Annotated in this window: 18 protein-coding genes and 1 pseudogene; 8 read left to right on the forward strand and 11 right to left on the reverse strand. The window is 51.4% G+C overall.

Features of this window, described 5'->3' with window-relative positions:
* Positions 1 to 3 precede the first annotated feature (3 nt).
* Together LKK83_RS20095 and LKK83_RS20100 are read right to left on the reverse strand one after the other, a co-directional pair.
* Positions 4 to 354 carry an FHA domain-containing protein gene (locus LKK83_RS20095; RefSeq protein WP_324633094.1) on the reverse strand — a complete coding sequence of 117 codons (351 nt, stop codon included), beginning with the start codon at positions 352 to 354 and terminating at the stop codon, positions 4 to 6.
* Between the two features lie 510 nt (positions 355 to 864).
* Positions 865 to 1,134 carry a hypothetical protein gene (locus LKK83_RS20100; RefSeq protein WP_324633095.1) on the reverse strand — a complete coding sequence of 90 codons (270 nt, stop codon included), beginning with the start codon at positions 1,132 to 1,134 and terminating at the stop codon, positions 865 to 867.
* 14 nt (positions 1,135 to 1,148) lie between these two features.
* Between LKK83_RS20100 and LKK83_RS20105 the strand changes: the two genes are divergently transcribed.
* On the forward strand, positions 1,149 to 5,045 hold the full coding sequence (locus LKK83_RS20105) for a PAS domain-containing hybrid sensor histidine kinase/response regulator (RefSeq protein ID WP_324633096.1): 3,897 nt from the start codon (positions 1,149 to 1,151) through the stop codon (positions 5,043 to 5,045).
* Positions 5,046 to 5,096: 51 nt separating this feature from the next.
* Here LKK83_RS20105 and LKK83_RS20110 read toward each other — a convergent pair whose 3' ends face one another.
* A complete protein-coding gene (locus tag LKK83_RS20110; protein WP_324633097.1) occupies positions 5,097 to 6,230 on the reverse strand; it encodes a DUF3419 family protein in 1,134 nt (377 codons plus the stop codon).
* A gap of 60 nt (positions 6,231 to 6,290) precedes the next feature.
* Between LKK83_RS20110 and LKK83_RS20115 the strand changes: the two genes are divergently transcribed.
* Complete coding sequence (locus LKK83_RS20115; protein ID WP_324633098.1) at positions 6,291 to 7,325, forward strand: leucine-rich repeat domain-containing protein; 1,035 nt, start codon at positions 6,291 to 6,293, stop codon at positions 7,323 to 7,325.
* Between the two features lie 106 nt (positions 7,326 to 7,431).
* Here the strand turns inward: LKK83_RS20115 and LKK83_RS20120 are convergent, their stop codons facing one another.
* Complete coding sequence (locus LKK83_RS20120) at positions 7,432 to 10,077, reverse strand: PEP/pyruvate-binding domain-containing protein (protein ID WP_324633099.1); 2,646 nt, start codon at positions 10,075 to 10,077, stop codon at positions 7,432 to 7,434.
* A 240-nt stretch (positions 10,078 to 10,317) separates the two neighbouring features.
* Here LKK83_RS20120 and LKK83_RS20125 point away from each other — a divergent pair, with 240 nt between their 5' ends.
* Positions 10,318 to 12,036, forward strand: coding sequence for a methyl-accepting chemotaxis protein (locus LKK83_RS20125; RefSeq protein ID WP_324633101.1), 1,719 nt, complete (start codon positions 10,318 to 10,320; stop codon positions 12,034 to 12,036).
* A gap of 142 nt (positions 12,037 to 12,178) precedes the next feature.
* On the opposite strand, the gene LKK83_RS20130 is transcribed toward LKK83_RS20125, so the two are convergent.
* From LKK83_RS20130 to LKK83_RS20145, 4 genes are all read right to left on the reverse strand, one after another.
* Positions 12,179 to 12,991 carry a hypothetical protein gene (locus LKK83_RS20130; RefSeq protein ID WP_324633102.1) on the reverse strand — a complete coding sequence of 271 codons (813 nt, stop codon included), beginning with the start codon at positions 12,989 to 12,991 and terminating at the stop codon, positions 12,179 to 12,181.
* Entirely contained in the window at positions 12,991 to 13,659 is a 669-nt protein-coding gene (locus tag LKK83_RS20135; protein ID WP_324633103.1) for a ParA family protein, read from the reverse strand. The genes LKK83_RS20130 and LKK83_RS20135 overlap by 1 nt, the downstream gene beginning before the upstream one ends.
* 129 nt (positions 13,660 to 13,788) lie before the next feature.
* Positions 13,789 to 14,706 carry a UbiA family prenyltransferase gene (locus LKK83_RS20140; protein ID WP_324633104.1) on the reverse strand — a complete coding sequence of 306 codons (918 nt, stop codon included), beginning with the start codon at positions 14,704 to 14,706 and terminating at the stop codon, positions 13,789 to 13,791.
* Positions 14,707 to 14,864: 158 nt separating this feature from the next.
* A complete protein-coding gene (locus LKK83_RS20145; RefSeq protein ID WP_324633105.1) occupies positions 14,865 to 16,136 on the reverse strand; it encodes a hydroxymethylglutaryl-CoA reductase in 1,272 nt (423 codons plus the stop codon).
* Between the two features lie 187 nt (positions 16,137 to 16,323).
* Here LKK83_RS20145 and LKK83_RS20150 point away from each other — a divergent pair, with 187 nt between their 5' ends.
* Together LKK83_RS20150 and LKK83_RS20155 are read left to right on the forward strand one after the other, a co-directional pair.
* Positions 16,324 to 17,229: an alpha/beta fold hydrolase gene (locus tag LKK83_RS20150; RefSeq protein ID WP_324633106.1), complete on the forward strand. Its 906-nt coding sequence runs from the start codon at positions 16,324 to 16,326 to the stop codon at positions 17,227 to 17,229.
* A 211-nt stretch (positions 17,230 to 17,440) separates the two neighbouring features.
* Positions 17,441 to 17,596: a hypothetical protein gene (locus LKK83_RS20155; protein WP_324633107.1), complete on the forward strand. Its 156-nt coding sequence runs from the start codon at positions 17,441 to 17,443 to the stop codon at positions 17,594 to 17,596.
* A gap of 111 nt (positions 17,597 to 17,707) precedes the next feature.
* On the opposite strand, the gene LKK83_RS20160 is transcribed toward LKK83_RS20155, so the two are convergent.
* Positions 17,708 to 17,833 carry a hypothetical protein gene (locus LKK83_RS20160; protein ID WP_324633108.1) on the reverse strand — a complete coding sequence of 42 codons (126 nt, stop codon included), beginning with the start codon at positions 17,831 to 17,833 and terminating at the stop codon, positions 17,708 to 17,710.
* Between the two features lie 16 nt (positions 17,834 to 17,849).
* On the opposite strand from LKK83_RS20160, the gene LKK83_RS20165 reads away from it, so the two are divergent.
* From LKK83_RS20165 to LKK83_RS20175, 3 genes are all read left to right on the forward strand, one after another.
* Positions 17,850 to 19,751 (forward strand): hypothetical protein, encoded by a 1,902-nt coding sequence (locus LKK83_RS20165; protein ID WP_324633109.1) that lies wholly within the window; start codon positions 17,850 to 17,852, stop codon positions 19,749 to 19,751.
* Between the two features lie 408 nt (positions 19,752 to 20,159).
* Positions 20,160 to 20,699, forward strand: a complete 540-nt coding sequence (locus LKK83_RS20170) for a hypothetical protein (protein ID WP_324633110.1) — start codon at positions 20,160 to 20,162, stop codon at positions 20,697 to 20,699.
* Positions 20,700 to 21,130: 431 nt separating this feature from the next.
* Positions 21,131 to 21,574, forward strand: a complete 444-nt coding sequence (locus LKK83_RS20175; RefSeq protein WP_324633111.1) for a ribosomal maturation YjgA family protein — start codon at positions 21,131 to 21,133, stop codon at positions 21,572 to 21,574.
* Between the two features lie 103 nt (positions 21,575 to 21,677).
* On the opposite strand, the gene LKK83_RS20180 is transcribed toward LKK83_RS20175, so the two are convergent.
* Together LKK83_RS20180 and LKK83_RS20185 are read right to left on the reverse strand one after the other, a co-directional pair.
* Entirely contained in the window at positions 21,678 to 22,472 is a 795-nt protein-coding gene (locus LKK83_RS20180) for a DUF4340 domain-containing protein (protein ID WP_324633112.1), read from the reverse strand.
* 158 nt (positions 22,473 to 22,630) lie between these two features.
* Positions 22,631 to 23,093, reverse strand: a pseudogene (locus tag LKK83_RS20185) (ABC transporter); the annotation flags it as partial.

A 23,093-nucleotide genomic window follows, 5' to 3' on the forward strand; every position in this document is an offset into this window, starting at 1 on the left:
TTTTTATCCCACCAGTAAGTGGGCTTGGTGTTGGCGAACGTTTTTAAATTGATGGGCCTTTTTATAAATGGCAATTTGCGGACCCGATCGCGCCAAACGGATGATGGTTCCATCGATGACGGGGGCTTGCACGATCGGGCGATCGTTCACGTAAGTCCCATTTTGGCCTAAATTCAGGATTTTCCAATTGCACCCGATGCGGTGCAGTTCCAGGTGGTGGCGGGACACCACCGCGCTGTAGAGAATCACGTGGTTATCGAGGGCACGCCCGATACGAATCACGTCTTCGTTCTCAAAGGTCCAACTTTGAGAAGGGGTTTGTTGATTAGGATGCACCAAGTTCAGAGTAATCACCTTCTACTCCGGAGTATTAATAATTAGATATCTCAATATCATAGGACGAAAAGGGTGGGAAAAAAGTTTCGGGAGAGACTAAATCTTTCATAGATTCCGAAAAAAATTTTATCTCCCCGATTGAAGCCGCTTTTATGATAGAATTACTTTCTGCTTTGATGCGAAGAACTGGTTTGGTAATTTTCGATACTTTCGCCAAAAATGTTAATTGTTAATTGTTAATTGTTAATCTCCGTCAATGAGATTTTCCCAAGGAACCAGGAGGGGTGACGCCCCCTCAAGCGGCGTTGCGGGGGGGCGCTCTATGGAAACAGAGTTTTGCAAGGGTGAGTGGGTATGAGTCAAAAATTCTAAATTTTAAATTTTCAATTCTAAATTTTCAATTTCGTAACAGCCGGATAACAGGTTCACCCCTTCCCCGAGACGATCGCCCTTGAACAGTGGTGTCATACAACATGTGTGACGATCGCAGAGGATGAGCGATCGCACCTTTTTTTTGCAAAAAGGAATTTAGGGGGAGAGCAAGGGAGAGAGGGGAACATAAAGGGAGCGTCGGTCATCGAGCGATCGTCTGGTAAGATAGGGACGAGAAAGAAGGGCGATCGCCAAGATTGATGCCTCTAGAGAGATGACAGCAAAAGCGCTTTTCTTGCGATCGGCGTTTTCCCACTGGAGACAGAACTGCGTATTTACAAGCAGCCGCCTCGCGATCGGCCCGACGAGCAGGGGATAATGATTGAGAAACGTTATTTCCCACCTGTAGTCAGTAAAAACACTCAATCGCGCAAAAAACAATGGTATTGATGAATTTGTTTTCCGACAGCTTCATTCCCCACGGGCATTGCTACCTGTGGAAACCGCCCTTAGTCGGGTTGCATATCTTCTCCGACGCCTTAACCGCCCTCGCGTACTATTCCATTCCGGCGATGCTGGTGTACTTCGTCAACAAAAAAGAGCATTTGCCCTTTCCCTGGATTTTCTGGATGTTTAGTGCCTTCATCCTTTCGTGTGGCACCACGCATTTGATGGAAGTCTGGACCTTGTGGCACCCCACCTACTGGGTTTCCGGGGCGATCAAAGCCATAACGGCACTCATCTCGTTAATCACCGCCGTGCTATTAGTGTGGATTATTCCCAAAGCGCTGAGTCTTCCCTCTCCGGAGGAACTGCAACAAGCCAATCAGCAACTAGCGCAAGAAATGAAGGAACGGGAGATTGCCCAAGAGGCACTGGCAAAAAGCGAAAAGCGCTTTCGTGCGATTTTCAACCAAGCCTTTCAATTTATCGGGTTACTCGCCACCGACGGAACGGTACTGGAAGTCAACCAAACTGCCCTAGAATTTAGTGGTTTAAAGCATGAAGAAGCGATCGCCAAGCCCTTTTGGCAAACGCCGTGGTGGAGTGCGCCGAGGGTGGAGGAAAAGCCGATAGGGTTTGCCAAATATGCGCGAGGGGCAATCGAAAAAGCACTGCAAGGGCAGGTGGTGAGAACGGAATTCCAAGTGCCCAGCGTCAACGGCAAATTAGTGACCATTGATGCGTCTTTCAAACCCGTCATCGACGAATTCGGTGAAGTCAGCCTGATTATTGCCGAAGGGCGGGATATTACGCAGCACAAGCGCATCGAAGAGGAGTTGCGCCAGTACAAAAAACACCTAGAACTGATGGTAGAAGAGAGGACCTTTGCCCTAACCCAGGCAAACGAGCAACTGCAGCGGGAAATGAGAGATCGCTTTCAAGTGGAAGTCGCCCTAGGCAAAAGTGAAGCGAGATTTCAAACCTTAGCCGATAACGTTCCGGGAATGATTTATCAATTCCGACTGCAACCCAACGGGAACATGTCCTTTCCCTTTGTCAGTTCTGGTTGTCGAGACATTTACGAACTAACACCGCAACAGATTCAGAACAACCCCCTGGAAATTGAGAACCGAATTTATCCAAGTCATCGCCAGAGTTGGAGACACTCGGTGATGCGATCGGCACAAACGCTAATTCGATGGCAGTGGGAAGGGCGGATCGTCACGCCTTCGGGAAAGTGCAAGTGGATTTCCGCCTCATCCCGTCCCGAAAAGCAATTTAACGGCGACATTCTCTGGGATGGCGTGGTGATGGATGTGACGGAACGCAAACAAGCGGAAGCCGCACTGCGCGAGAGTCAGGAGCGATTGCAGCTTGCCTTAGACGGAACCGAACAAGGATTGTGGGATTGGAACGTCACCAGCGGATCGGTGTATTACAGCCCGCAGTGGAGTCGAATGCTCGAATACGATGTAGATGAAATCGAAGCGACGATGAACGCGCGCGATCGGTTAATTCACCCCTTAGATTTACCCCAAGTGCAGCAGGCGTTACAGGCGCATTTAGAAGGGGAAACCTCGGTGTATGAAATGGAATATCGGATGCAGACGAAATCCGGGGATTGGAAATGGATGTTAGATCGCGGTAAAGTGTGCGAGAGAGATGCCCGGGGCAGAGGGATGCGCGTTATCGGGATTCAGCGGGATATCAGCGATCGCAAAGCCTATGAAGCCGCCTTAGTGGAAGCGCGAGAAGCCGCATTGCAATCCCTCTCGATCCGCTCACAGTTTCTCGCCAACATGAGCCACGAAATCCGCACCCCGATGAATGGGGTATTGGGCATGGCACGATTGTTACTGCAAAGCGACTTAACCCCGAAACAGGGAGACTTTGCCCGCACAATCCACAGCAGCGCCCAACATTTGCTTAGCGTGATTAACGATATCCTCGACTTCTCGAAACTGGAAGCCGGTGAGATGGAGTTGGAGACCTTGGACTTCAACTTAGATACCTTTATGGAAGAAGTCGTGGAAATTCTCACCGCCCAAGCGGAAATGAAAGGGCTGGAGTTGGTGGTGCTGGTGTATTCGCAGGTGCCGCGACTGTTGCGCGGGGATCCGCGTCGGTTGCGTCAGATTTTGCTCAACTTGGTGGGGAATGCGATTAAGTTTACCGACAGCGGCGATGTGGTGGTACAAGTCGCCTGGGCCGGTGCCACGGATAGCACTTTGCGCCTGCGCTTTAGCGTCACGGATACCGGGGTGGGAATTTCCCCGGAAGGACAGGAAAAGCTGTTTCGCTCGTTTTCTCAGGTAGATGCTTCTACCACGCGCCAGTATGGCGGCACCGGTCTGGGACTGGCGATTTGCAAGCAGTTGGTGGAATTGATGGACGGCGAAATCGGCGTAGAAAGTGAGGTCGGCGTTGGCTCGACGTTTTGGTTTACCGTAGAAGTGCAGAAACAATGCGATGCAATGTCGCCCCCCATGCCTCTGGATTTGGCAGGGCGCAGATTGTTAGTGGCTGCCGAACCGCGCAAGACCCGGCAAGTGGTACAATATTTAGCACATTCCTGGGGAATGCACTCCGATGCGGTGGCTTCCGGGGAAAGGGCGCTGCAGGCAATGCGACAGGCGATCGCGCGTCAGCAACCCTATGATGTGCTACTGCTGGACGTGCAGTTAGCTTCCGGCGAGGGAGAAGACTCCCCCATCGAGATGGTACGTCGCCATCCGCAGTTGGGGCAAACGCGGTTGTTGCTGCTCACTTCCTTGCAACAGCGCGATCGCGTGGAGGAGTTGCTGGGGAAAGGCTGTTGCGATTATCTGCTCAAACCGGTGAAAACCTCTCAGTTATTTGAAAAACTGGTGGCGGCGGTACTTGCCGATCCGGCGGTGGCGGATTGTAGCACAACCCAGTTGACGCGAGAAGTGGCGGCGGTGAGAAGTCAAGTGGCATTTGCCAAGCGCAACCCAGAGGCGATCGCCCAAGAATCAGAAACATCCCGCCCCCCAATCGACGACGCCCCCGCCTCACCCCGGGTTTCTTCCTCACAAAAACTCGAACTGCGAATTTTGGTGGCGGAAGATCATCCGGTGAATCAGCAAGTGATTCTCAGTCAACTGGAAGCTTTGGGGTATCAGGCAGAATGTGTGGCCAACGGTGAGGAATTGCTCGATCGCTGGTCGCAAGAGGAGTGGGATTTGGTGCTGATGGATTGTCAGATGCCCGTGAAAGACGGCTATCAGGCGACGCGAGAACTGCGCCAACGGGAGGCAAATAGCGAGCGTCATACGGCGATCGTCGCTCTCACCGCTCACGCGATGCCCGCCGAACGAGAGAAATGCCTCGCGGTGGGAATGGATGACTATCTCAGCAAACCGGTGGAACTCGATGACCTATCCGACGTGCTAGAACGCTGGATCGCACCGGAATCGCAGCATAGCCGCCGCCCTGCAGAACGCGAGACAGAAACCGCACCTCCCGCCTCGCCCCCGACCTCGCACAATGGCCAAGTAGCACAAAACCCCTCGGACGATACACCGCTGAATCTGCAACGGTTGCACAACCTCTCCCGGGGCAAAATTGCCTTGCAAAAACGACTGTTACAAGCGTTTCTGGATGCGGCGGATTCGGATATTGATGCCTTGGGACAAGCGATCGCATCGGTGGATTTGGAGGCCATTGAAAAACTCGCCCATCGCTTGAAAGGATCGGCGGGCAATGTGGGGGCTGAAACGTTATCGGCGATCGCCTCCCAACTGGAACAATGGGCGAGTCACACCCACCCTCAGTCCACCGATTCTCCGGACAAAGCTCAGGGGTATTTTCAGGAGTTACAACACCAATTGGAACGGCTACAAGTGTTCGTTCAAACCCAACTGCAATCCTAAGCAGGGGACATGCAATAAGGCGAGGGGGTCGCCTTGAGATCCGGGGATCCCTTAAACAATTTCTTCCACGATAAAATTACTGTAGAAAAATGCTTTATCTTTTCGGTGCAATTCCCGGGCGAAGTTATCCAGCGATCGCAGGCGATCGCTGAGAAATTCCGGACGCTGACGCGGGACTAGCATATTCCAATACACCAACCGCGCCCCAGACCGCCCGGATTTTATCAACCGGGATAATAACTGATGATAATTATCCGGGGACATATATTCAAAAATATCGCTCAGATTGTAAGCATCAATGGCCGATTCTCCCATGCGGTCTAAAAAGGTTTCTACCGAACAACAATGCCATTCTAAGCGATGCAGGTTGTCGCGAATTGCGGCAAAATTTTCCGGGCGCAGGGCGTAAGGTAAGGCGGTGGTATGATAGCCTTTTAGTATCCATTGTAAATAGGGATTTTCTGCCGGATTCAGTTCCGTGAGGGCGTAGGCGGTTTGGTTTAAAATGCGATCGGCCACTGTGCCTTCTACATATTGGAAAAAGCTCGGATCCCTTCCCAGACGCCCCATGACGAAACGCGAAAAAAACACGCGAAATAACAGTTGCCAGCGCCAAGTATTCCATTTTTCTCGATAGAAAACTTGCCGGGTTTCTAAGCAACCCCCCGCCAAAAGTTCGTCAATGCGATCGCTTCGGTGAACCCAAGGCAACAGGCGATCGCGAAATAGGGCAAAATAGCGCTCGAATTTTCCTGCCGTACCAATTCCGCTGGCAATTTCCTGGGGATGACTGTCCCAAAATTGCTGCACTTTTGGGGATAAATGCGGACGACAGCGGCGATAAAATTGCGCGCGACAGGCGGAGATTTCTTGTGCCTCCTTGCTGCCTTTTTTGCCAGGATTTTGACTTCCGATAAAGGTTAACAATTCTGGATGGGTGAGTTCGCGATAGGCGGCGACGCGCAATTCCAAACAAGCGAGTTGAGAAACACTTAAATCGAGGGCGATAACTTTTGCGGGAGACTGACTCAGCATCGCCAAGGCGTTATCCCCCGCCGAGGCGATCGCCAAACAAGTTTCTCCCGGTTGGATATCCAATGCGGGCAATAAAATATCCGCGTCTTCCCAACATTGGGCATAACGAATGGTAGAAAAATCCGCGCGATCGGCAACTTCAGCATTCATAAGCACATCTGTATTAATAGGTTAGTCCTCGCAACCAATGTAATTTAGGAGATACTTGCCATGTGGCAAACGCTTTTCTCTCGATTCTACACCCCGAAAACCAATCATGGGGAAAAACCCTCGCCCAAGCGCCAGCGCGGTGTAGCAGTTTCCCTGGGATTAATGTTAACCTTAGTCGGATACGCTTTGCCAATCTCTGCGGGCGAATCCAAACAGGTGGAAAATTTTCGCACCTTTGGCGAATGGTGTACCAACCGCCTGCGTCTCGCCCCAGAAACCCAACGAACCATCGACGCTTTATTAGAAGAAGCGGGAACCACCGATTGCGATCGCGCCCAAGACGCCCTTTCCCGGCGCAGCATTCTCCCCTTCAGCAACCGCCAAATTTCCGACCTCAGACCCCTCGCTTCCCTCACCAATTTACAACTCATTTACCTGAGTCGCAATCAAGTTTCCGATATCAGTCCCCTCGCCGGTTTGACTAACCTGCAATATCTCTATCTCAGCAGCAATCAAATTCGCGATATCCAACCCTTACTCTCTCTGGAAAACCTCACCACCCTAGACCTCTACGATAACCAAATCTCCGACATCACTCCCCTGCAATTTTTAACCAATCTCGACACTCTTTTTCTGGGACGCAATCAAATTGCCAACCTTACTCCCTTGTCTTCCCTCAACAATGTAACGCGCCTCTCCCTGGATTTCAATCAAATCTCGGATTTGAGTCCGCTTTCCTCCTTAACTAACCTAAAAGAACTCTTCCTCAGCAGCAATCAAATTGCCGACCTCAGACCCCTGTCTTCTCTCACGAATCTCGATAAGTTGTTTCTGACTGGCAATGAGATTTCAGATGTTAGCCCCCTGTCTTCTTTGAATCAGCTCGATACCCTATTTCTCAGCGTAAATCAGATTTCCGATATCAGCGCGATCGCCTTCTTGAACCGCTTAACCGAACTGAATCTTAGCAACAATGAAATTCGCGATATTACTCCCCTCGCTTCTTTAACCAATCTCGCCAAACTCGACCTGAGAAAAAACCCGATCGCCGAAACTACCTGTCCCATTACACCAGATTCGGTGTGCTTATTTTAGAATAATTTTCGCACCCGACAAGAGTCGATATAAATGCGAACAAAGCCCGCCTGCGCGGGCTATTTGTTTGGATAACAGGGTAATTCTGAAAACGAGTTTTTGGGAATTATAATTCAGGCGGAATTTTCCGCACGATTCCGCTGCTTCCATCCATTTCTACCCAATCGCCATCCGTTAACCATTGGGTGACGCCGGCAAGGGAAACAATCGCCGGAATGCCCATTTCTCGGGCAACAATTGCCGAATGAGATAACAAACTGCCGCGTTCCACCAGCAACCCCGAAGCTGCGGGGAATAACATAATCCACCCCGGATCTGTACGTTCTGCAACTAAAATCGAACCGGATTCTAGCACTGCATTTTTTGGATTGGAAACCACTTGCACTTTGCCTCGGACAATACCGGGACAACATCCCAATCCTTGGTGCGAATCGCCGGTTTTTTGCGGCAAAGTTTCGCCATTTAGGGTTAGGTTGGGTAATGGCGCAGAAAAGGGATTTCCCAGATAAACGATGCCGCGCGTTTCAAAGCGATCGCCCGGTGGGGGTGAGTCCTGGTAAGTGGCAAATTCCTGCTGACGCAAGGCAACTAATCCTTTTAAATTGGTGGTGGTAGAGGTTCCCTCGATATATCCGAGAATTTCGTTGACTTCCAGGTAGAAAATATCCCGGGTTTCGGCGAGCAATTCTTCTGCATAAAAGCGCTTGCCGATTTCCAGAAAAATGCGGCGAACTCGTCCGAATAAGCGGGTGCGTTCAAAGCGAAGATTTTCGCGATCGCGCACCCGATTGCGGGCATTTTTCAGCACCCAAGCAAACAGGATTTGCCGCAATTTATGGGAGTGTAATGCTTCTTTTACTTTTGCTTCTGCGGCGCAGCGCGGGGAAAGCGGGGCATCCGTTGGGGGCGGTTGATGTTTTGCAGCGGACCGCGACAAATGACCGACTGCCCGCAATAAAGGCAAGGGGTCATCGTGGAGGGTAGAACTTTCTAATTTCAGTTCGTCCATGCAGCGATCGCCGAATTTAGCCAAGTATTCTTCATATTTTTCTCGAAACTGCGGCCACTGTTTTATTCCTCGGAGAATTTCGCCTAAAGACCCCTCACACAACAGCGCCGGCAGGGGAGAATTTTCCCGGGCAATTTCTGCCATTTCTTTAACCCGTTTGGCGGGTTCGGCGCTAATCATGCCCCCTTCGCCACTAATTAAATCATTTTGCAGAGTTCCTTCCCCATCGCCGCACCAGTTTTCGGTCAGTTTTCGCAAGACGCCATAGAAAATCATGGCGAAAAAATCATTAACCAAGGGGGCGTCCCAGCGGGTGAGCAATTGGTGTTCTAAATCGCGATAATAGGCGGCTAATTCATCAGCGCGCAGGGATTTAGGCGGGGCAGGTAAGGGGGTATTCAAGGCGCGATCGAGTCGGAGATAAAAGCGTTTGATATTGGCGGGCAATCGGAAATAATTAACGAACAAACCGACAATTGTGCCGCTGAGTCGGAGGGCATCTTGCAGGCGATTTGGGGAAGAAGGGGGTTGAATTTGTGCGAGAATCTCTTCCGAGAGGGGTTCTTTTACCCCCATCATTTGTTCCATAAATCGGCGATTGACGGTAAATCCGGGCAAGGTGGCGAGAACCCGATACCAGCTTAAGAGATTGTAATACACTCGCCCGCGAATCAAACCCAGCATCCGGCTAAAGGTGACGCGATTTTGGGCAATGGTTTCCCGGGGGACGCCCATCAGCTTGCAAAACTGTTTGTAGACTTCTTCGTAGGCACGACGGGCGAAGGAAAAAGTGAGCGGAGTGGTGACGCCGCCGTAGCTTTCGGCAATGTTGCTGTTATCCCAGAGATTCAGCGCCCCGTCGGGGTCGGGTAGAGTTGTGAGGGAGGTGATGGGTCGCGATTGCAGCAAGTATAGTTTATCGTCGGCGATCGCCCATTCGATATCTTGCGGGCGGTGGAAGTGTTGCCCCAGTTGTCGCACCAGTTTCGCCACCGCGCCTATGCGATCGTCCCCCAAGGCGGATTGATTGGCCCGATCCTCGGCAACTGGGGTCGCCACCACCCCTGCGCCATTTTCTCCAGAGTGGTGGGCGGTGGTTTTGCGGGCGATCGCCCGTTTGAGAATGTTTCCCCGGCGATCGACTTCGTAGGTGTCCGCATCGCACTCTCCGGAAACCAAAGCAGTCCCCAGTCCATATACCGCACTCACAATGGCTACCCCGCGTCGCCCCGACACCGGATCCGCCCCAAACGCAACCCCCGCCACCTCCGGATTCACCATCCGCTGAACCAGTACCGCAGGCGCTTGCGGCGCGCCCAAATTGCGTTCCCGACAATAAGCCAATACGCGATCGCTAAACCCGGATTTCCACACCTCTACCACCTTTTGCGGCACTTCTGCCGGTGGCACAAACAGAAAACTTTCCAACTGTCCCGCGAAGGAATGTTCCGCACTATCTTCCTCGATCGCCGACGATCGCACCGCCACCAGTTCCCCATGCGGGCACAGTTGCGCGATCGCCCGTTCGATGTCTTCTCTCACAGCATCCTCCATCAGGTCCTCCGCCCGATACTGCAAAATTCCCCCCCTCGCCAATAAATCTGCCTTGGGGGAAAATGCCTGCGGAGATACCACAAACCAGGGAGGAATCAGCACTCCAGCATCTTGCAACGCCGCCAATGCCCCCGCTTTTCCGCCTAACTGGGGATGCCGAGTCTCCGTCGCCTCAATAATGTTACCCATTGGCTTTTCCTTTTTTTCTCAGTGGGAATCTGCCACAATTTTAACGCAGGCGAAAGTCGGTGAATATTATGGGAAAAAAAGGAAATCTCAGGTGGGCATTGCCCACCCTACAGGTTTTGTATAAAATAGAAAAGAGTTGCTTGGGACATCCCCCCAACTGCTTACCGCGACCAACTGCTAAAGTATGAATGAGAACCTGGAGAAAAACCGCCCAACCAAAGTCACCAAAAAGGGGAAAACATGACTAACGCCAACCAAACCAATTTAAACAATGCCAAGACGTTACAGAAATCCTTGGTTATTTATTCTGCTTTGGGAATGCTCGCGATTGGGGTGAGTGTGGCGATCGCGAGTATTTTGCCCCTGTACGACCAACTCAAACAAGCCGAAGAAAGAAGTTTGCTCTTTGCCGCGCGCACTCGAGGAATGGCCATCGAAGAATCGGTTTCGCGCGCGAAAAGTATTGCCTTGCAAATTGCCAGTCGCACCAAAGCCCGCCAACAATTGGAAGCCTACAACCAAGGCGACATCCCCACCGAAGAATTCGTCCGGGTGAGCCAAAATATTTTAACCGATGCCCTGAACCAATCGCCAGAAGTGGTGGGAATCACGCGACTCGATCGCGAAGGCAAAAAAGCGGTTCGCGTGGGAATGGCTATCCCGCCAGAATTTTGGCTGCTACCCCCTTTGACCTCGGAAAATGCCCTGATTCGGTCTCCCATCGAACTGGAGGGGGAATCTTATCTGATAGTTGGCGCACCGATTCTCAACGGGCAATCAGAGCGCGTGGGAACCGATATCGTGTTATTTAAAGTGGAGAGTTTAGAGAGCATTGTACAAGATTACACCGGGTTGGGACAAACCGGGGAAACCATTCTCGGCAGCATAGAAAATGACGAATTGCAGATGTTTTTTCCCTTACGGGATAATAGCACCCGCCTATCGACGACCGAGAAAATATCCCTCGAACAAGCCGCCTTGGGAGAAAGCGGATTGCTGCGGGGAAATGAGAGAATTGACCATCAAGAAACCCTCGCTTTCGAGCCATTGGACATTCCCAATTGGGGAGTGTTGGTGAAGATGGATCGCGAGGAACTGTATGCGCCAGTGAATCGGCAAATTTTCCGCATTACGATCGCGATCGCCCTTCTCACCACCTTGGGCACCGGGGGGTTGGTTTTATTGCTCCGTCCCCTCGCCGGAAAAGCGATCGTGCAAACCGATGAATTAGAGCAACAAATTCAGGAAAAAACCGACTTGCTCGCGGCACAAACCGCCGCCTTAGATGTCGAAAAACGACAAAATGTCTTACTGAAAGAAGCCTTGGCGGGCATGGATGAATTAAAAGCCTCCGCCCAACAGGTCGCCAATGCTTGTGCGGCGGCGAGTGGTAGCGTGGATCGGGCGCTATCTAGGGTAGAGGAAGGCACCCGTTCCGTAGAGCGATCGCGCGACGACACCCTCACCCTGAAACACACCGTAGAAGCGATCGCCGAGCAGATGGAACGCTTGGGCGAGAGTACCCGAGAAATTAGCACGATCGCCACCTTAGTGGGAAATTTGGCCACTCAAACCAACATGCTAGCCCTCAATGCTGCAGTAGAAGCGGCGCGGGCGGGAGAAAAAGGGCGGGGATTTTCCGTAGTCGCGGCAGAAATTCGCAAACTCGCCGATCGCTCGCGCCAATCGGCGGAGAAAATCGATCGCTTGCTCGGTACCATTCAAGATACCCTAGAGGTGGCCGCGATCGCCACCAAAAATGGCACGCAAACCGTCCATTCCACCGAAGACACCACTCGGAAAACTGCCACCAACCTGAGCGAAATGCGCGAGGCGATCGCTTCTGTGACCATAAATACCCGCCAGATTTCCCTCGCCACCCAAGAACAAGCTTCCGCGATCGAACAAGTAGTCGAAGCGATCGATGCCATTTCCCACTCGCCAAACGCAACCGTTTAATATCGCCTGCGGACCAATCGTGTTAAAAAGAATCAGTCCGCGTAGGCGCACGATTGCCTTGCAAAGGCGCGATTTTAATCGCCCCCATTTGATCTGCAAACCCGATCCCAAATTTTCCCTTTTCTTGCCAATTCGAGGGGGATTAATCGATCCAACTCATATCATTTGGCTGTAACGGGTCGGGCAATACCTGACTTTCCGAAGTCGGACGAGTTTTCTTCACCACTAAACTATGCATAACGGTTCCTTTCTCCCGCTCTTCTTTTAACCCCTTAACTCGTTCCGTCAGCGCTTCATTTTCCTCTGCCAAATTCAGGGCGGATTGTTTGGCGTCTTCTAACTGCGCCTTTAGCTCGCCCACTTGCTTCACGTCCTCTTGAAGCTGCTGATTTAATTGCTTTTGCTCCTCCAATTCCGATTCGAGATTGCCTTTTCCTTGCAATAGCTCGTCATTATCGTGATGGGCTTGTTTTAACTTTTCCTCAAGCTGCTCGAGTTGGGTTTCTAAATTTTCCTTAGCCGATTCTAACTCCGTATTGCGTTGAACGGCACTATTTAATTGGGATTCTACCTGCTGCAATTGAGTTTGTAAATTAGCCTTTTCTTGGTCTAATTCGCTATTGAGTTTAACGGCGGCATTTAATTGGGATTCTACCTGCTGCAATTGAGTTTGTAGCTCTTGCAATTGCGATTCTACATCGGCGACTTGTTGATTTTGAGAGCCTTCTTGTTCCCGGGCTTCTTGCAACGCCGTTCTTAATTCCTGGACGGTATTTTCTAATTGCGAGAGAGCATGAGAGGGAGCGGGTGCGGCATCGGTAGAACCCTGTTTTTCGGCTTCTGACGCCTCGGGCGTCACCGCATCCGGGGGAGAATTGGGGGCAGATTGTCCCTCAGAATCCGGGAGTTTTTGTGCCTCATTGCGGATTAAATCGGAAATTTTTTTTCTAGCCATCAGTTTCTCCAATCACGCTGTAATTCATCTGCTACCCGGCGATAATCTGCCGCCGCTTCTTTTGCATTTCTGCCGCGCCACCCGGCGATCGCCACCCCATCGAGGGCAGCGCGTTCGTGGGCCTTAAAACTCCGCACGAATGCATGACAAGTGGGGATTCCCAGTTCGATCAGCGTGTTTTGCGCCTCCAGAGCTTCTCCCAGCGCCCGAGAATCCACCCGCGTTAGCAAGACGCGGTGGGCCACATCCATTGGCATCACCGCTTGGCGGACCGTATCGATCAGCGCCGCCAAATCCATCGGCGCGGGAGGGGTCGGGAGTAGCAGATAATCCGCACCCGCCACCACCGCCGCCAATCCTTCAGAATTCAGGGCGGGAGGCGTATCCACCACGATTAAATCGTACCCTTCAATTTGGCGCAATTCCCCCAACAGGGTGGGATCGCTTTCTTGGGCGATATCGAAGGCAAAACCTTTTTTGCCCCGTTCCGCCCACCAGGTGGCGGATCCTTGGGGATCTGTATCCACCAGCAGGATGCGCTGTGTTTGGGAAAACGTAGCCGCCAGATTCACAGCGGTGGTGGTTTTTCCCACACCGCCTTTCCCGTTGGTAATCGCGAGGATTCGAGTTGAGGTGGATTCGGAGTTGACAGACGATGTGTTTGGCAAGACGACGAGTCCTTAATCTTCGTCACGAGCGATCGCCTCAACTATACCGCTTTATCTGCACTCCTTCCATAACAGTTTGTTACAGCAGTGCCTCGGTGGGGGGTTTTTCCCGCCCAGAAACCACCACACTCACGGGAAAAAATACCGTACCCCGAGGGGAATCGCCCCCAGGCTCAAATACATCAGCAATGTCCAAATCCCGGCGAGAATTTCGATTCGCTTACCCGCTTTGGGGTAAGGATGGGCTAAAAAACCGCGACTCACCAGCGCCGCAGTGACGAGCAATCCGACGAGTAAAATCAGCACCGGCAGCATAAATTCAATTTCCGCCGCCCCGCGCAAGGCGCAAATTGCCGTGACGCCACATACCGTCAACCACAGGAATACCGCCTTGCGCCTTCCCCACAAAACACTGTAGGTTTCTACCCCGGTTTCTTCGTCGTCGGGGGAGCGAATTTTGCGGCCAATTTCGATAATGATGCCGTTAAAAAAACTGACCAGCAAAAACCAGGTGAAACCCGCAGGCGGTGTGGTGGCGATCGCTCCCCAATCGCACGCCATGCAGTAAAAGGCGATCGCCGGCATAATCGCCATGTGACTGATTAAATAGGCGATCGGGTGCTTTTTCAGCCACTCCGGGACAAAAAACTCCCTCCCCATCAATCCCATATAGCCCCAAACCAGCAGCAACAGCAGCACCAACCTCGGCGACAACCCCAGGGCGAATGCCAACTGGATTCCGGCGGCAATTACCCCGGCGATCGCTAACTCCCGCAAGCTCACCAACCCGCGCGGAACCGGACGATAGGGCCGATATTGGCGATCGTCCTCATAATCCTTAAATTCATCAAAAATTCTCAACTGCAAAAAAAACAAAAACCCACTGACAAATGCCACCGCCCCCCCAGTGGCAAAATTGGCAATTTCTCCTCCAGAACGCAACAACATCGAATGGGCAACCGCCGACAAACTAAACGCCGCAATCAACACCCCATTCGCCACCACCGGAAACCGTTCTTTTTGATAAATCCACCATTTTTTTATCATCTTTTTTCCCCCCAAAATCGATGAATATTAACTCATATTAATCCCCCAAAATCCGGCAGTCCCCCCGTCGGGTGCGTCACCCCAAAAAATGATTTTGCTGACAATCCACCGATGGGGTGGCGGGGGTGACGCACCCGACAATCGCTTTTTTCAATTCTCTATTTCTTTCCCCTTGCCAAACGTTGATGAGCGCGGGCGAAATCCCCCGAACATAAGGCACCGATAATCGACAGTTCCCCCGCCAGGGCCAAACCGGCACAAACTTCTGCAAACGCCTTTGCTTTCCCCGGCCCTTTGAGTCCGAGAATCTCCAAACAAGCCTGCTGACTGGGCAAACCGGTGCCCCCGCCGACGGTTCCCACAATTAAATTCGGCAAAGTCACCGCCGCATAGAGTGCCCCTTCCGGGGTGAGTTCAAACCGCGTCACCCCCACCGCCGACTCCGAAACGCAAGCCACATCTTGTCCGCAAGCGATATAAAGCGCCGCCAGTCCGTTGGCATAATGTCCTTGCACCCCAATGGTGCCGCTCATGGTGCCTCCCAATGCCGACATCCGCCAATAATTCACCATTTCTGTGGGAGTGGCGTGCAGGCGTTTGACCACCAATTCAGCCGGAATAATCGCTTCCGCGCTGACTTTTTTGCCGCGCACTAGCAGGAAAGAGCGGGCGCTGGCTTTTTTGTCACCGGATAAATTCGCTTCCACAAAGGCATATTGCGGCTGAATGGGGGAATGTTCTTGGATGTAGTTGCAAATGGCTTGGGTGGCGATCGTCACCATATTTTGACCTGCCGCATCCCCGGTGGTAAACTCGAAATCCAGATAAACGTGATTGCCTTCCACGCTGATGCGAATATCGATTAACTTGCCGTGGCGAGTGGTGGATTCGGCGCAGCGCTTGAATTGCTCCTGTTGCGAGAGGGTCCACACCACGAACTGCCCCGCTTCCGAAAGGGTTTGGAAGGCAAATCCGGGGGCGCGACTGACTCCTTCATTCAGCACGATCGCCGCACAACCGCCCGCCTCTGCAATTAAATTCGCCCCTCGGTTATAAGACGCCACCAACGCCGCTTCGGTGGTCGCCAGGGGGATATAATAATCTCCTTGGGCAAAAATCCCATTCACCCGCAACGGACCGGCGAGACCCACCGGCATTTTTACCGTCCCGATAAAGTTTTCGATATTGCGCTGATAGCACTCTAAATTCGCTTCGGTTTGCTCGTCTAGCAGGGCGTCGCGGATTTCTGGCGCTGCCGCGATCGCTCGATAGCGTTTTTCCACCAGTTTTGGCGTCAGATGCGCGCCCCTCGGCAGTTTCGGCGCGGGAGGACTGGGATTTTGCTCCAGTTTTGCCTTCAGTTCTTCGAGACTGTACTGCTGTAGTAGTTTTTCGAGATAATCGCTTGCCTGTTGGCGATGGATAGACATGGGACTTCTCTCCTGTGGGACATTGCAGAGGGTTAAACGGCACCGATCGCACCCCGAGTCAGTAAAATGTAAATTATTGCTGTTTTAGTTATAGCTGTTCTCGTTTTTTTGCACCACGAAACAAGCGTAGGGTGGGCATTGCCCACCTTACAGATAATTTCAGCCATATTACCGATTAAAACCATCAATGATAACCCCATCTGTTGCTAAACCGATTGAGAATAAACTGGGTCGTCAGCGAGATTGGGTGTGGAGAGGGTATCAAATCCGCTACACTTACCTGCGATCGCCCCAAGGAAAACCGAACGGACTCCCGTTAATTTTTCTGCATGGATTTGGCTCAGCTCTCGGACAGTGGCGCGGGAATTTAATGCCGATTAGCCAACATCATACCATTTACGCCCTCGACTTTTTGGGGTTTGGTGCCTCGGAAAAAGCCCCGGAACACTATCGCGTGTCATTGTGGGCGGATTTAGTGCATGATTTTTGGCGCAGTTTCGTTGGCGAACCGGCGGTGATTGTCGGCCATTCTTTGGGGTCGTTAATTGCTTTAACTGCAGTGACAAAGTATCCGGAAATGGCCAAAGGATTGGCGCTGCTGACTTTGCCAGAAGCGCAAACCCGACAGCCCCCCGCTTGGGCAAGAGCGATCGAGCGTTTTTTCTCTTCTCCGTTTCTTTTGTGGCCGCTTTTTCAAATCGTGCGTCAACCGAAGTTATTGCGGTTTGTTTTGAAGCAGATTTATCATCGCGATGAATTGGTGGATGAAGAATTAGTGGAATTATTTGCTGCTCCCACGCGCGATCGCGGCGTGTTAGAGGTGTTTTATCGTCTGGCGCTCACCCGCAACGATCCGGAATATAGCCCCAATGTCAAAGAGTTGTTGATGAGTTTAGACAAACCTACATTATTATTGTGGGGAGATAAAGACAACATCGTGCCATTTTCCGGTGCCAAACGTGTGACTGAATTAAATCCCGATGTGGAACTGAAGGTGATTCCCCAAGGGAGTCATGTCGCCTATGACGAACAACCGGAATTTATCAATCAAGCGATTTTGCAGTGGATTGAAAAAACCTCGATCGAGCAGTAATCGTAGGGTGGGCACTGCCCACCTTATAACTAAAAGTCAGCGCAACTGTGCGGATTATTTTGACCCTCGAGTAATCGTAGGGTGGGCACTGCCCACCTTATAACTAAAAGTCAGCGCAACTGTGCGGATTATTTTGACCCTCCAGTTAACCGCCAGACATAACAGGTAGTGCAGATCCACCCTAAAAAATGCCAATTGTCCCCTTAGGGGGATGACAATTATTGGGCGCAAATTCTCCCTGGGAAACAGCTATGCGGCGATCGCCACTGCACTTCCCCCACCCCCCGCTGTGGAATTAGCGCCCGGATTTTTCCCTGACAGAAATCCCCAAAGAGCGCATAGCGGTTTCATTGGCGAGAAACTCTGATACCATGACAAGAATTGTAGGTCGTTCCTCCCCGGTGGGGTCTGGCTCCTAGCTGAGCCGTGGGATGCGATTTCGCGAGGATTACAAGCAAAGTCCCTTGCGCGTGGCTGCTTAGGAAGCGCGCGATCGCACTCCTTTGGCGATCGGCTTCACCGGATCCCACTGCTGCGGATCCAGGGGCTTTGCTGGCAAGGTAAATTTTGAAATCAGGGTTTCGTGAAACCTTTCTCGGTACAACTACTCTTTGTAGCCAATGAAAAGCGAAGAATACGATTTATTGCCCTATAACAATCTCGAACCGTTAAACGGATCGCATCACCCGCCAGCTCCCTTAAGCGACGATTTGTTGCTCATCGAGTGGCTGGAAAACAATCCAGAATATCAAAGCTTAGTCAAACGGGCAAAACGCCAAGGATGGTTTTGGAACTTATTTTATTCCCTCAGCCCCAAACCGCTGATTTTATTTTTGTTAGGGTTTGTCATGGCAAACCCCACTCATTTTAATGGCAAAGCATTTGCGCCGAGAGACCTGCGAACCGACTCGGAAATTACCGCCGATTTAATCTCCGGTGCCACCTTACTCAACGCCATTACCAATATGCCCCTGCTTTTCTTCGCCTTCAAGGGGATTGGTAACATTTGGGTGGCCCCGATCGCCAGCTTCATTCTCAATTTAATCGTTCTCAACTGGACCAACCAATCCGGAACCGCCACCGCCAATCGCAAACCCGGTAAAAAATTCTGGTCTCGCGTCGGATTTGCCGGCTTTATTTCCATGAGCTTGCTGCAGTCGTTCGTGGCTGGAATTGGTGCGGAACTGATTAATAACCGCCCCGCCCTCAGTTACAAACTCGCCACCGAATTAATCGAAGAACACGATCGCAAAGTTAAAGCAGTTCAACCCAATACGGAAGCTTACGAAAAAACCCTGGCTCAGTGTGAAGCCAACCGCGAAGAACTCGAAACCCTCGATCGCTCCGATCCGCGTTGGGATTCCCTTTATGTCGAAACCCACGGCTATCTCGCCGAACGCGATCGCAATTGGAATCGCGTTCCCACAGAAAATCTACCCTTGTGCCAAAAAGCCGATCGCCTGCGACAAGAAACCTTCGCCGTGCGCGATGAATGGCACGAAAAACTGAAAATTCGCAACCAAATCGGTAACGACTTAATCTTTCTCAACCGACAATTACCCCTGGTTTACAGTCAGTATTTTAACGAATACGGAGAAATCACCTCCGGCGTGGAAGAAGTCCGCCTCGCTTACAATAACTTCTTCGGCAATTTGTTGGCTCTAGATTTCTCTCGTTTGGGCTTTTCCCTGTTCTTCTTTTTACTCTCCGTTATCACCAGTTTGAGTGCTTGCTTCATCGCCGTGGGTCATGCGCGCGGCAAAAATACCCAAATCTCTCATAATCCGGAAGTAGAAGCCGCCATTCGCGAATGGCTGGAAAATCTCCGACAGCAAAACTTGAATCGTCACCGTCCGAATCCCACCAAAGAACAACGGTATCAAGAACGACTGATTGGCAGTTTTATTTACTTATATCGCCAAACCGGGATCTGCGATTATCCCGTGGTGGAAGAAGTCGCCTATCGCGCCCACCAAGGCACCCTGTTTTTACCGGAACAAGAACAAGAAATTTCTGGCGAAATCGAACAAGCCCTCGAGGCGGTTTATCGCTCCGTATCCGCGATTGAATCGCATCTGAGCGAGTTTGAAAAATTCCTCGGCTTTAGTAAATATATCAGTCGCTCCGACAGTCAAATCGAAAGTTCGATTAAATCCGAACTCAAAACCCTCTCCGGGGCGATTACCTACTTGCTCGACAAAGCGCAGAAATATGCCGTAGATGAATACGCCACTAGCATGGCGTGGGATGCGGAGGATCCGAAAAAAGCGCAAAAACTGATTAAAGACATCCGCAAACTCTGGAAAGACCTCAATCAGCACGCTCATGTGAATTGGTTGATTGGCAAACCTACCGAAGCCACCCGGCGCAGAGCCTATCGCAAGGTGCGTCAAAAGTTGGATGTCTTGCCAGGATATTGTTACGAATTGGGCTACATTACCCAGCAGAAAATTAAGGATAAAGTGGCGGGAAATCATTTTTCCGGTTCCAAGCTTTATCCGTTAATTGATGGGTCGGTTTGAGTGGGTTTACCCCCTGGAAAATCGATGGGATGAGTGCAAGAATTCCTCCGTGGGGATGGAAATGATTGTGCAGGTATTTGCGGGAGGGGCGTTACCCCCAGGGGGGAACGAGTTAAGAGTGCAAAAGAATTGCGAATAGAACGAGAAAATTGACGGCGGGTTCCCGGCGAAAAAGCCAGTTTGTGGAGTGTCAGTGCGATCGCTACTGCTATCCGGTGTGGCAATTGTGACTCAGACAAGGCGTTTCACCTATAAACCCGCGTATATATCCGCGAGAATGGAGCGCGATCGCGGTTCCCCACCACAGTCACTTGAGATAGTTACACATCCCCCCACCTCGCGATCGCCTTTCTCCAATACAGTCGAAATATCACAGCAAGAGTGAAATCAATTCTCCAACCTACAACTATGAAATCCATTCTCAAATCTGCGGCAACTCTTTGTACTTTGTCTGCGTTGATGCTGACTCCCATCCTCTCTGGCGGTAGCGCCAATGCAGAAGGTTTGCAACAACTCACCGGCAAACAAGGCATGTCCGGGCACTATCTCGGCGCAGGGGTCGCCGGAAACGCAAACAACGGGGACGACGATGGAACAGTCGGCGGCAATTTCCAAGGGCGCTATCAGTTCCGCAATTCCCCGGTGTCTCTACGCGGTGCGGCTTTTATCAATAATGACGCCGCCGCTTTAGTCCCCATGCTCTCCCTGGATGTGCCGGTTACGAATAACGCCAATGTCTATCTCGGTGGCGGTTATTCTTTGATTACCGAGAAGGGTGAATCCACCGCCCTCGGGAACCAAGATGCTTTTGTGGTTACAACCGGGGTGGAGGCGGCGCTGCGACAAAATATCGTTCTGTTTGGCGATGCTAAAGTCGGTTTCGATGCTTACGAAAACAGCGATGACGCGGCATTAAGTTTCCAAGTCGGTGCGGGGTATCGCTTCTAATGTTCGCCGCATTAAGGCGGAGTGTGGTGTGTCACTAGCCAATAGCTAGTGAATCTGTAAGCTGGGTCACGGCCCAGCTTATACCATTTTTCAAAAATACTGTTAGAGATGCTTACGACCCCCCTCTTGTAGAGACGCGATTTATCGCGTCTTTGAGGGAACTGGGGGGCACCAACTCTAACATCGTTATCGAAAAATGGTATGACTTATTTGCAGATCGTGCCATTTTTCTAACATAATGATGCCGATGAAAGGGAGTCCCACCGCATGCCATCTCCCTACAGGTGGTGGGTCTCCCTCGAGGCTTTAGAAAAATGGGATAAAATAGTTTTGGACTGCGGTTTTCCCGATTTTCCACAATGGACTGGGGGAGCCGCAATTCGCATAAAATCCCTACTCTCTAGCTTATCAACTCCCCATCTACAATTACCATGTTTTCTATTTTATCGCCGAATCATCGCTTTTTTTACTATCGCCTTGCCCTGCTAATTAGCATTTTGATTATCGTTCCGTTTGGCTTATTTACCAAATTTTATCGCGGCTGGGGGCAAGATTGGCTCAATAATTCCTTTGGGGGAATTCCTTACGAAATTTTTTGGATTTTGTTGGTGATTTTGATTTGGCCGCAAGCATCGGCGCTGTGGACTTCCGTGGGCGTGTGTGCTGTCACCTGCATGTTGGAATTTCTGCAACTGTGGCATCCGCCTTTTTTACAAGCCATTCGCGCCACATTAGTGGGTCGTTTGGTGTTGGGGACAACCTTTTTTTGGTCGGATTTTCCCTATTATTTTATCGGTTGCTTTTTCGGCTGGTTGTGGGTGAAAGGGATTCAGCACCAAATTTTGCGATCGCGCATTTCCAGTGGTGAAGGATAAGCAACGACCTACCACAATTATAGCCGTAGGGTGGGCCAACCCACCGCCGATTTGTAGGCCATACCCACCGCAAAATTGTCCCGTTTGCCAAGCAAATTTAACATTAATTGGTCGGCGAAGGTTCTGGCGAAGGTGCTTCGGAATCCGCCTCGGGATTCTCCGGGGAAGGGTCGGCGGGGGGTTCGGGCAAGGTTTCCGGCGCACTTTCACCCTCAGTGCTTTCACCCTCAGTGCTTTCGCCCTCAACCGCCTCTTCCGGGGGTTGAATCCATTCTTCAATCGGGCGATCGACCGCATTCTCTAAATTCGGAGACACCAACAACACCGGTCGAGAAGTGGTGGGTTCTCCATCCGGCGGATCCGCTTGGGCGTATAAATTGCTGCCGGTGAAATCCCGACCTCCCAAAAGCAGCCGATGCGTTTGACCGTTTTGCAGGGTGACTTCCACTCTGGCCCTGGGGTTTTCTAACCCATAATCTTGGATTTGTTGCGCGGTGGCGGTAATTTGGCGATCGCTTTTTCCTTTGGCTAATTCATTTAATAAAAACGACACATAGGCTTCATTCGCCGGATACATCGTTCGCATGGTGGAACCCTTCTCCCCCGTCTCCTCACTTTCCCCCGTCTCCGCCGGCAATTTCCCCTCGATGATTTCGAGCATCCAAGTGGGTTGTCCCGGTTCCGGTTGTTCGCGAGTCAAGCGATCGAAGCGCAACGTTTGTTCTCGATTTTTGACCATAAACGTCTGCACGGCGTCCTCTTCAAAAGCGAAGAGTTGCTGCTCTTGTTCCTGAGCGGCTTCCTGAGAGGGAACTACAGAAGCTTCATAGAAATAAATCGCCCCTACTAGACTAGCGGCAAGTACCATCAACACTAAAGTCGAACGCTGCAATTTCATGGGTTTCGTCGTTCCGGGTGGTTGAGATAAACAGTTTGGTTAGTTGTAATCGTTAAATTTTTGAGTGGGATGAGGGGCGCATTAACTTGCGCCCCGACGGAGTGGGAAAACGGCTGGAAATTCAAGCAACTTTTACTCGACAAAATTCCACACCGTTCTTAACGCCGTTGCCACCACAAACCGGCGGCGGATAACAACCCCACTAAGGGCAAAATTACCACAGACAACCAACTGAGCAGTCTGGCTTGTTCTTCGGTGATATTAATCCGGCGGTTGGTGGCTTCTTTCGGACGAATGGAAAGGGTTTCTTCGTTTTGTTGGCTCAACCAAGACACGGAGTTGAGGAAAACATCTCCATTTAACTGCAGTTGAAATAAGCCATCGCTGATAAATTGGGAGTTTCCGATCGCCACCACCCTCGCCTCGCTACTCGGTTCTGGGGCTGACTCCGCATTGGCGGCGGGTTCTTCCGCTGTGGGAGACTCCTCGGCGGCGGGTTCTTCCGCTGTGGGAGACTCCTCGGCGGCGGGTTCTTCCTCTGCTTCGGGTTCTTCCTCGGCGGCGGGTTCTTCCTCGGCGGCGGGTTCTTCCTCGGCGGCGGGTTCTTCCTCGGCGGCGGGT

This window comes from Phormidium sp. CCY1219, assembly GCF_035615515.1.
Lineage (GTDB): Bacteria > Cyanobacteriota > Cyanobacteriia > Cyanobacteriales > Laspinemataceae > CCY1219.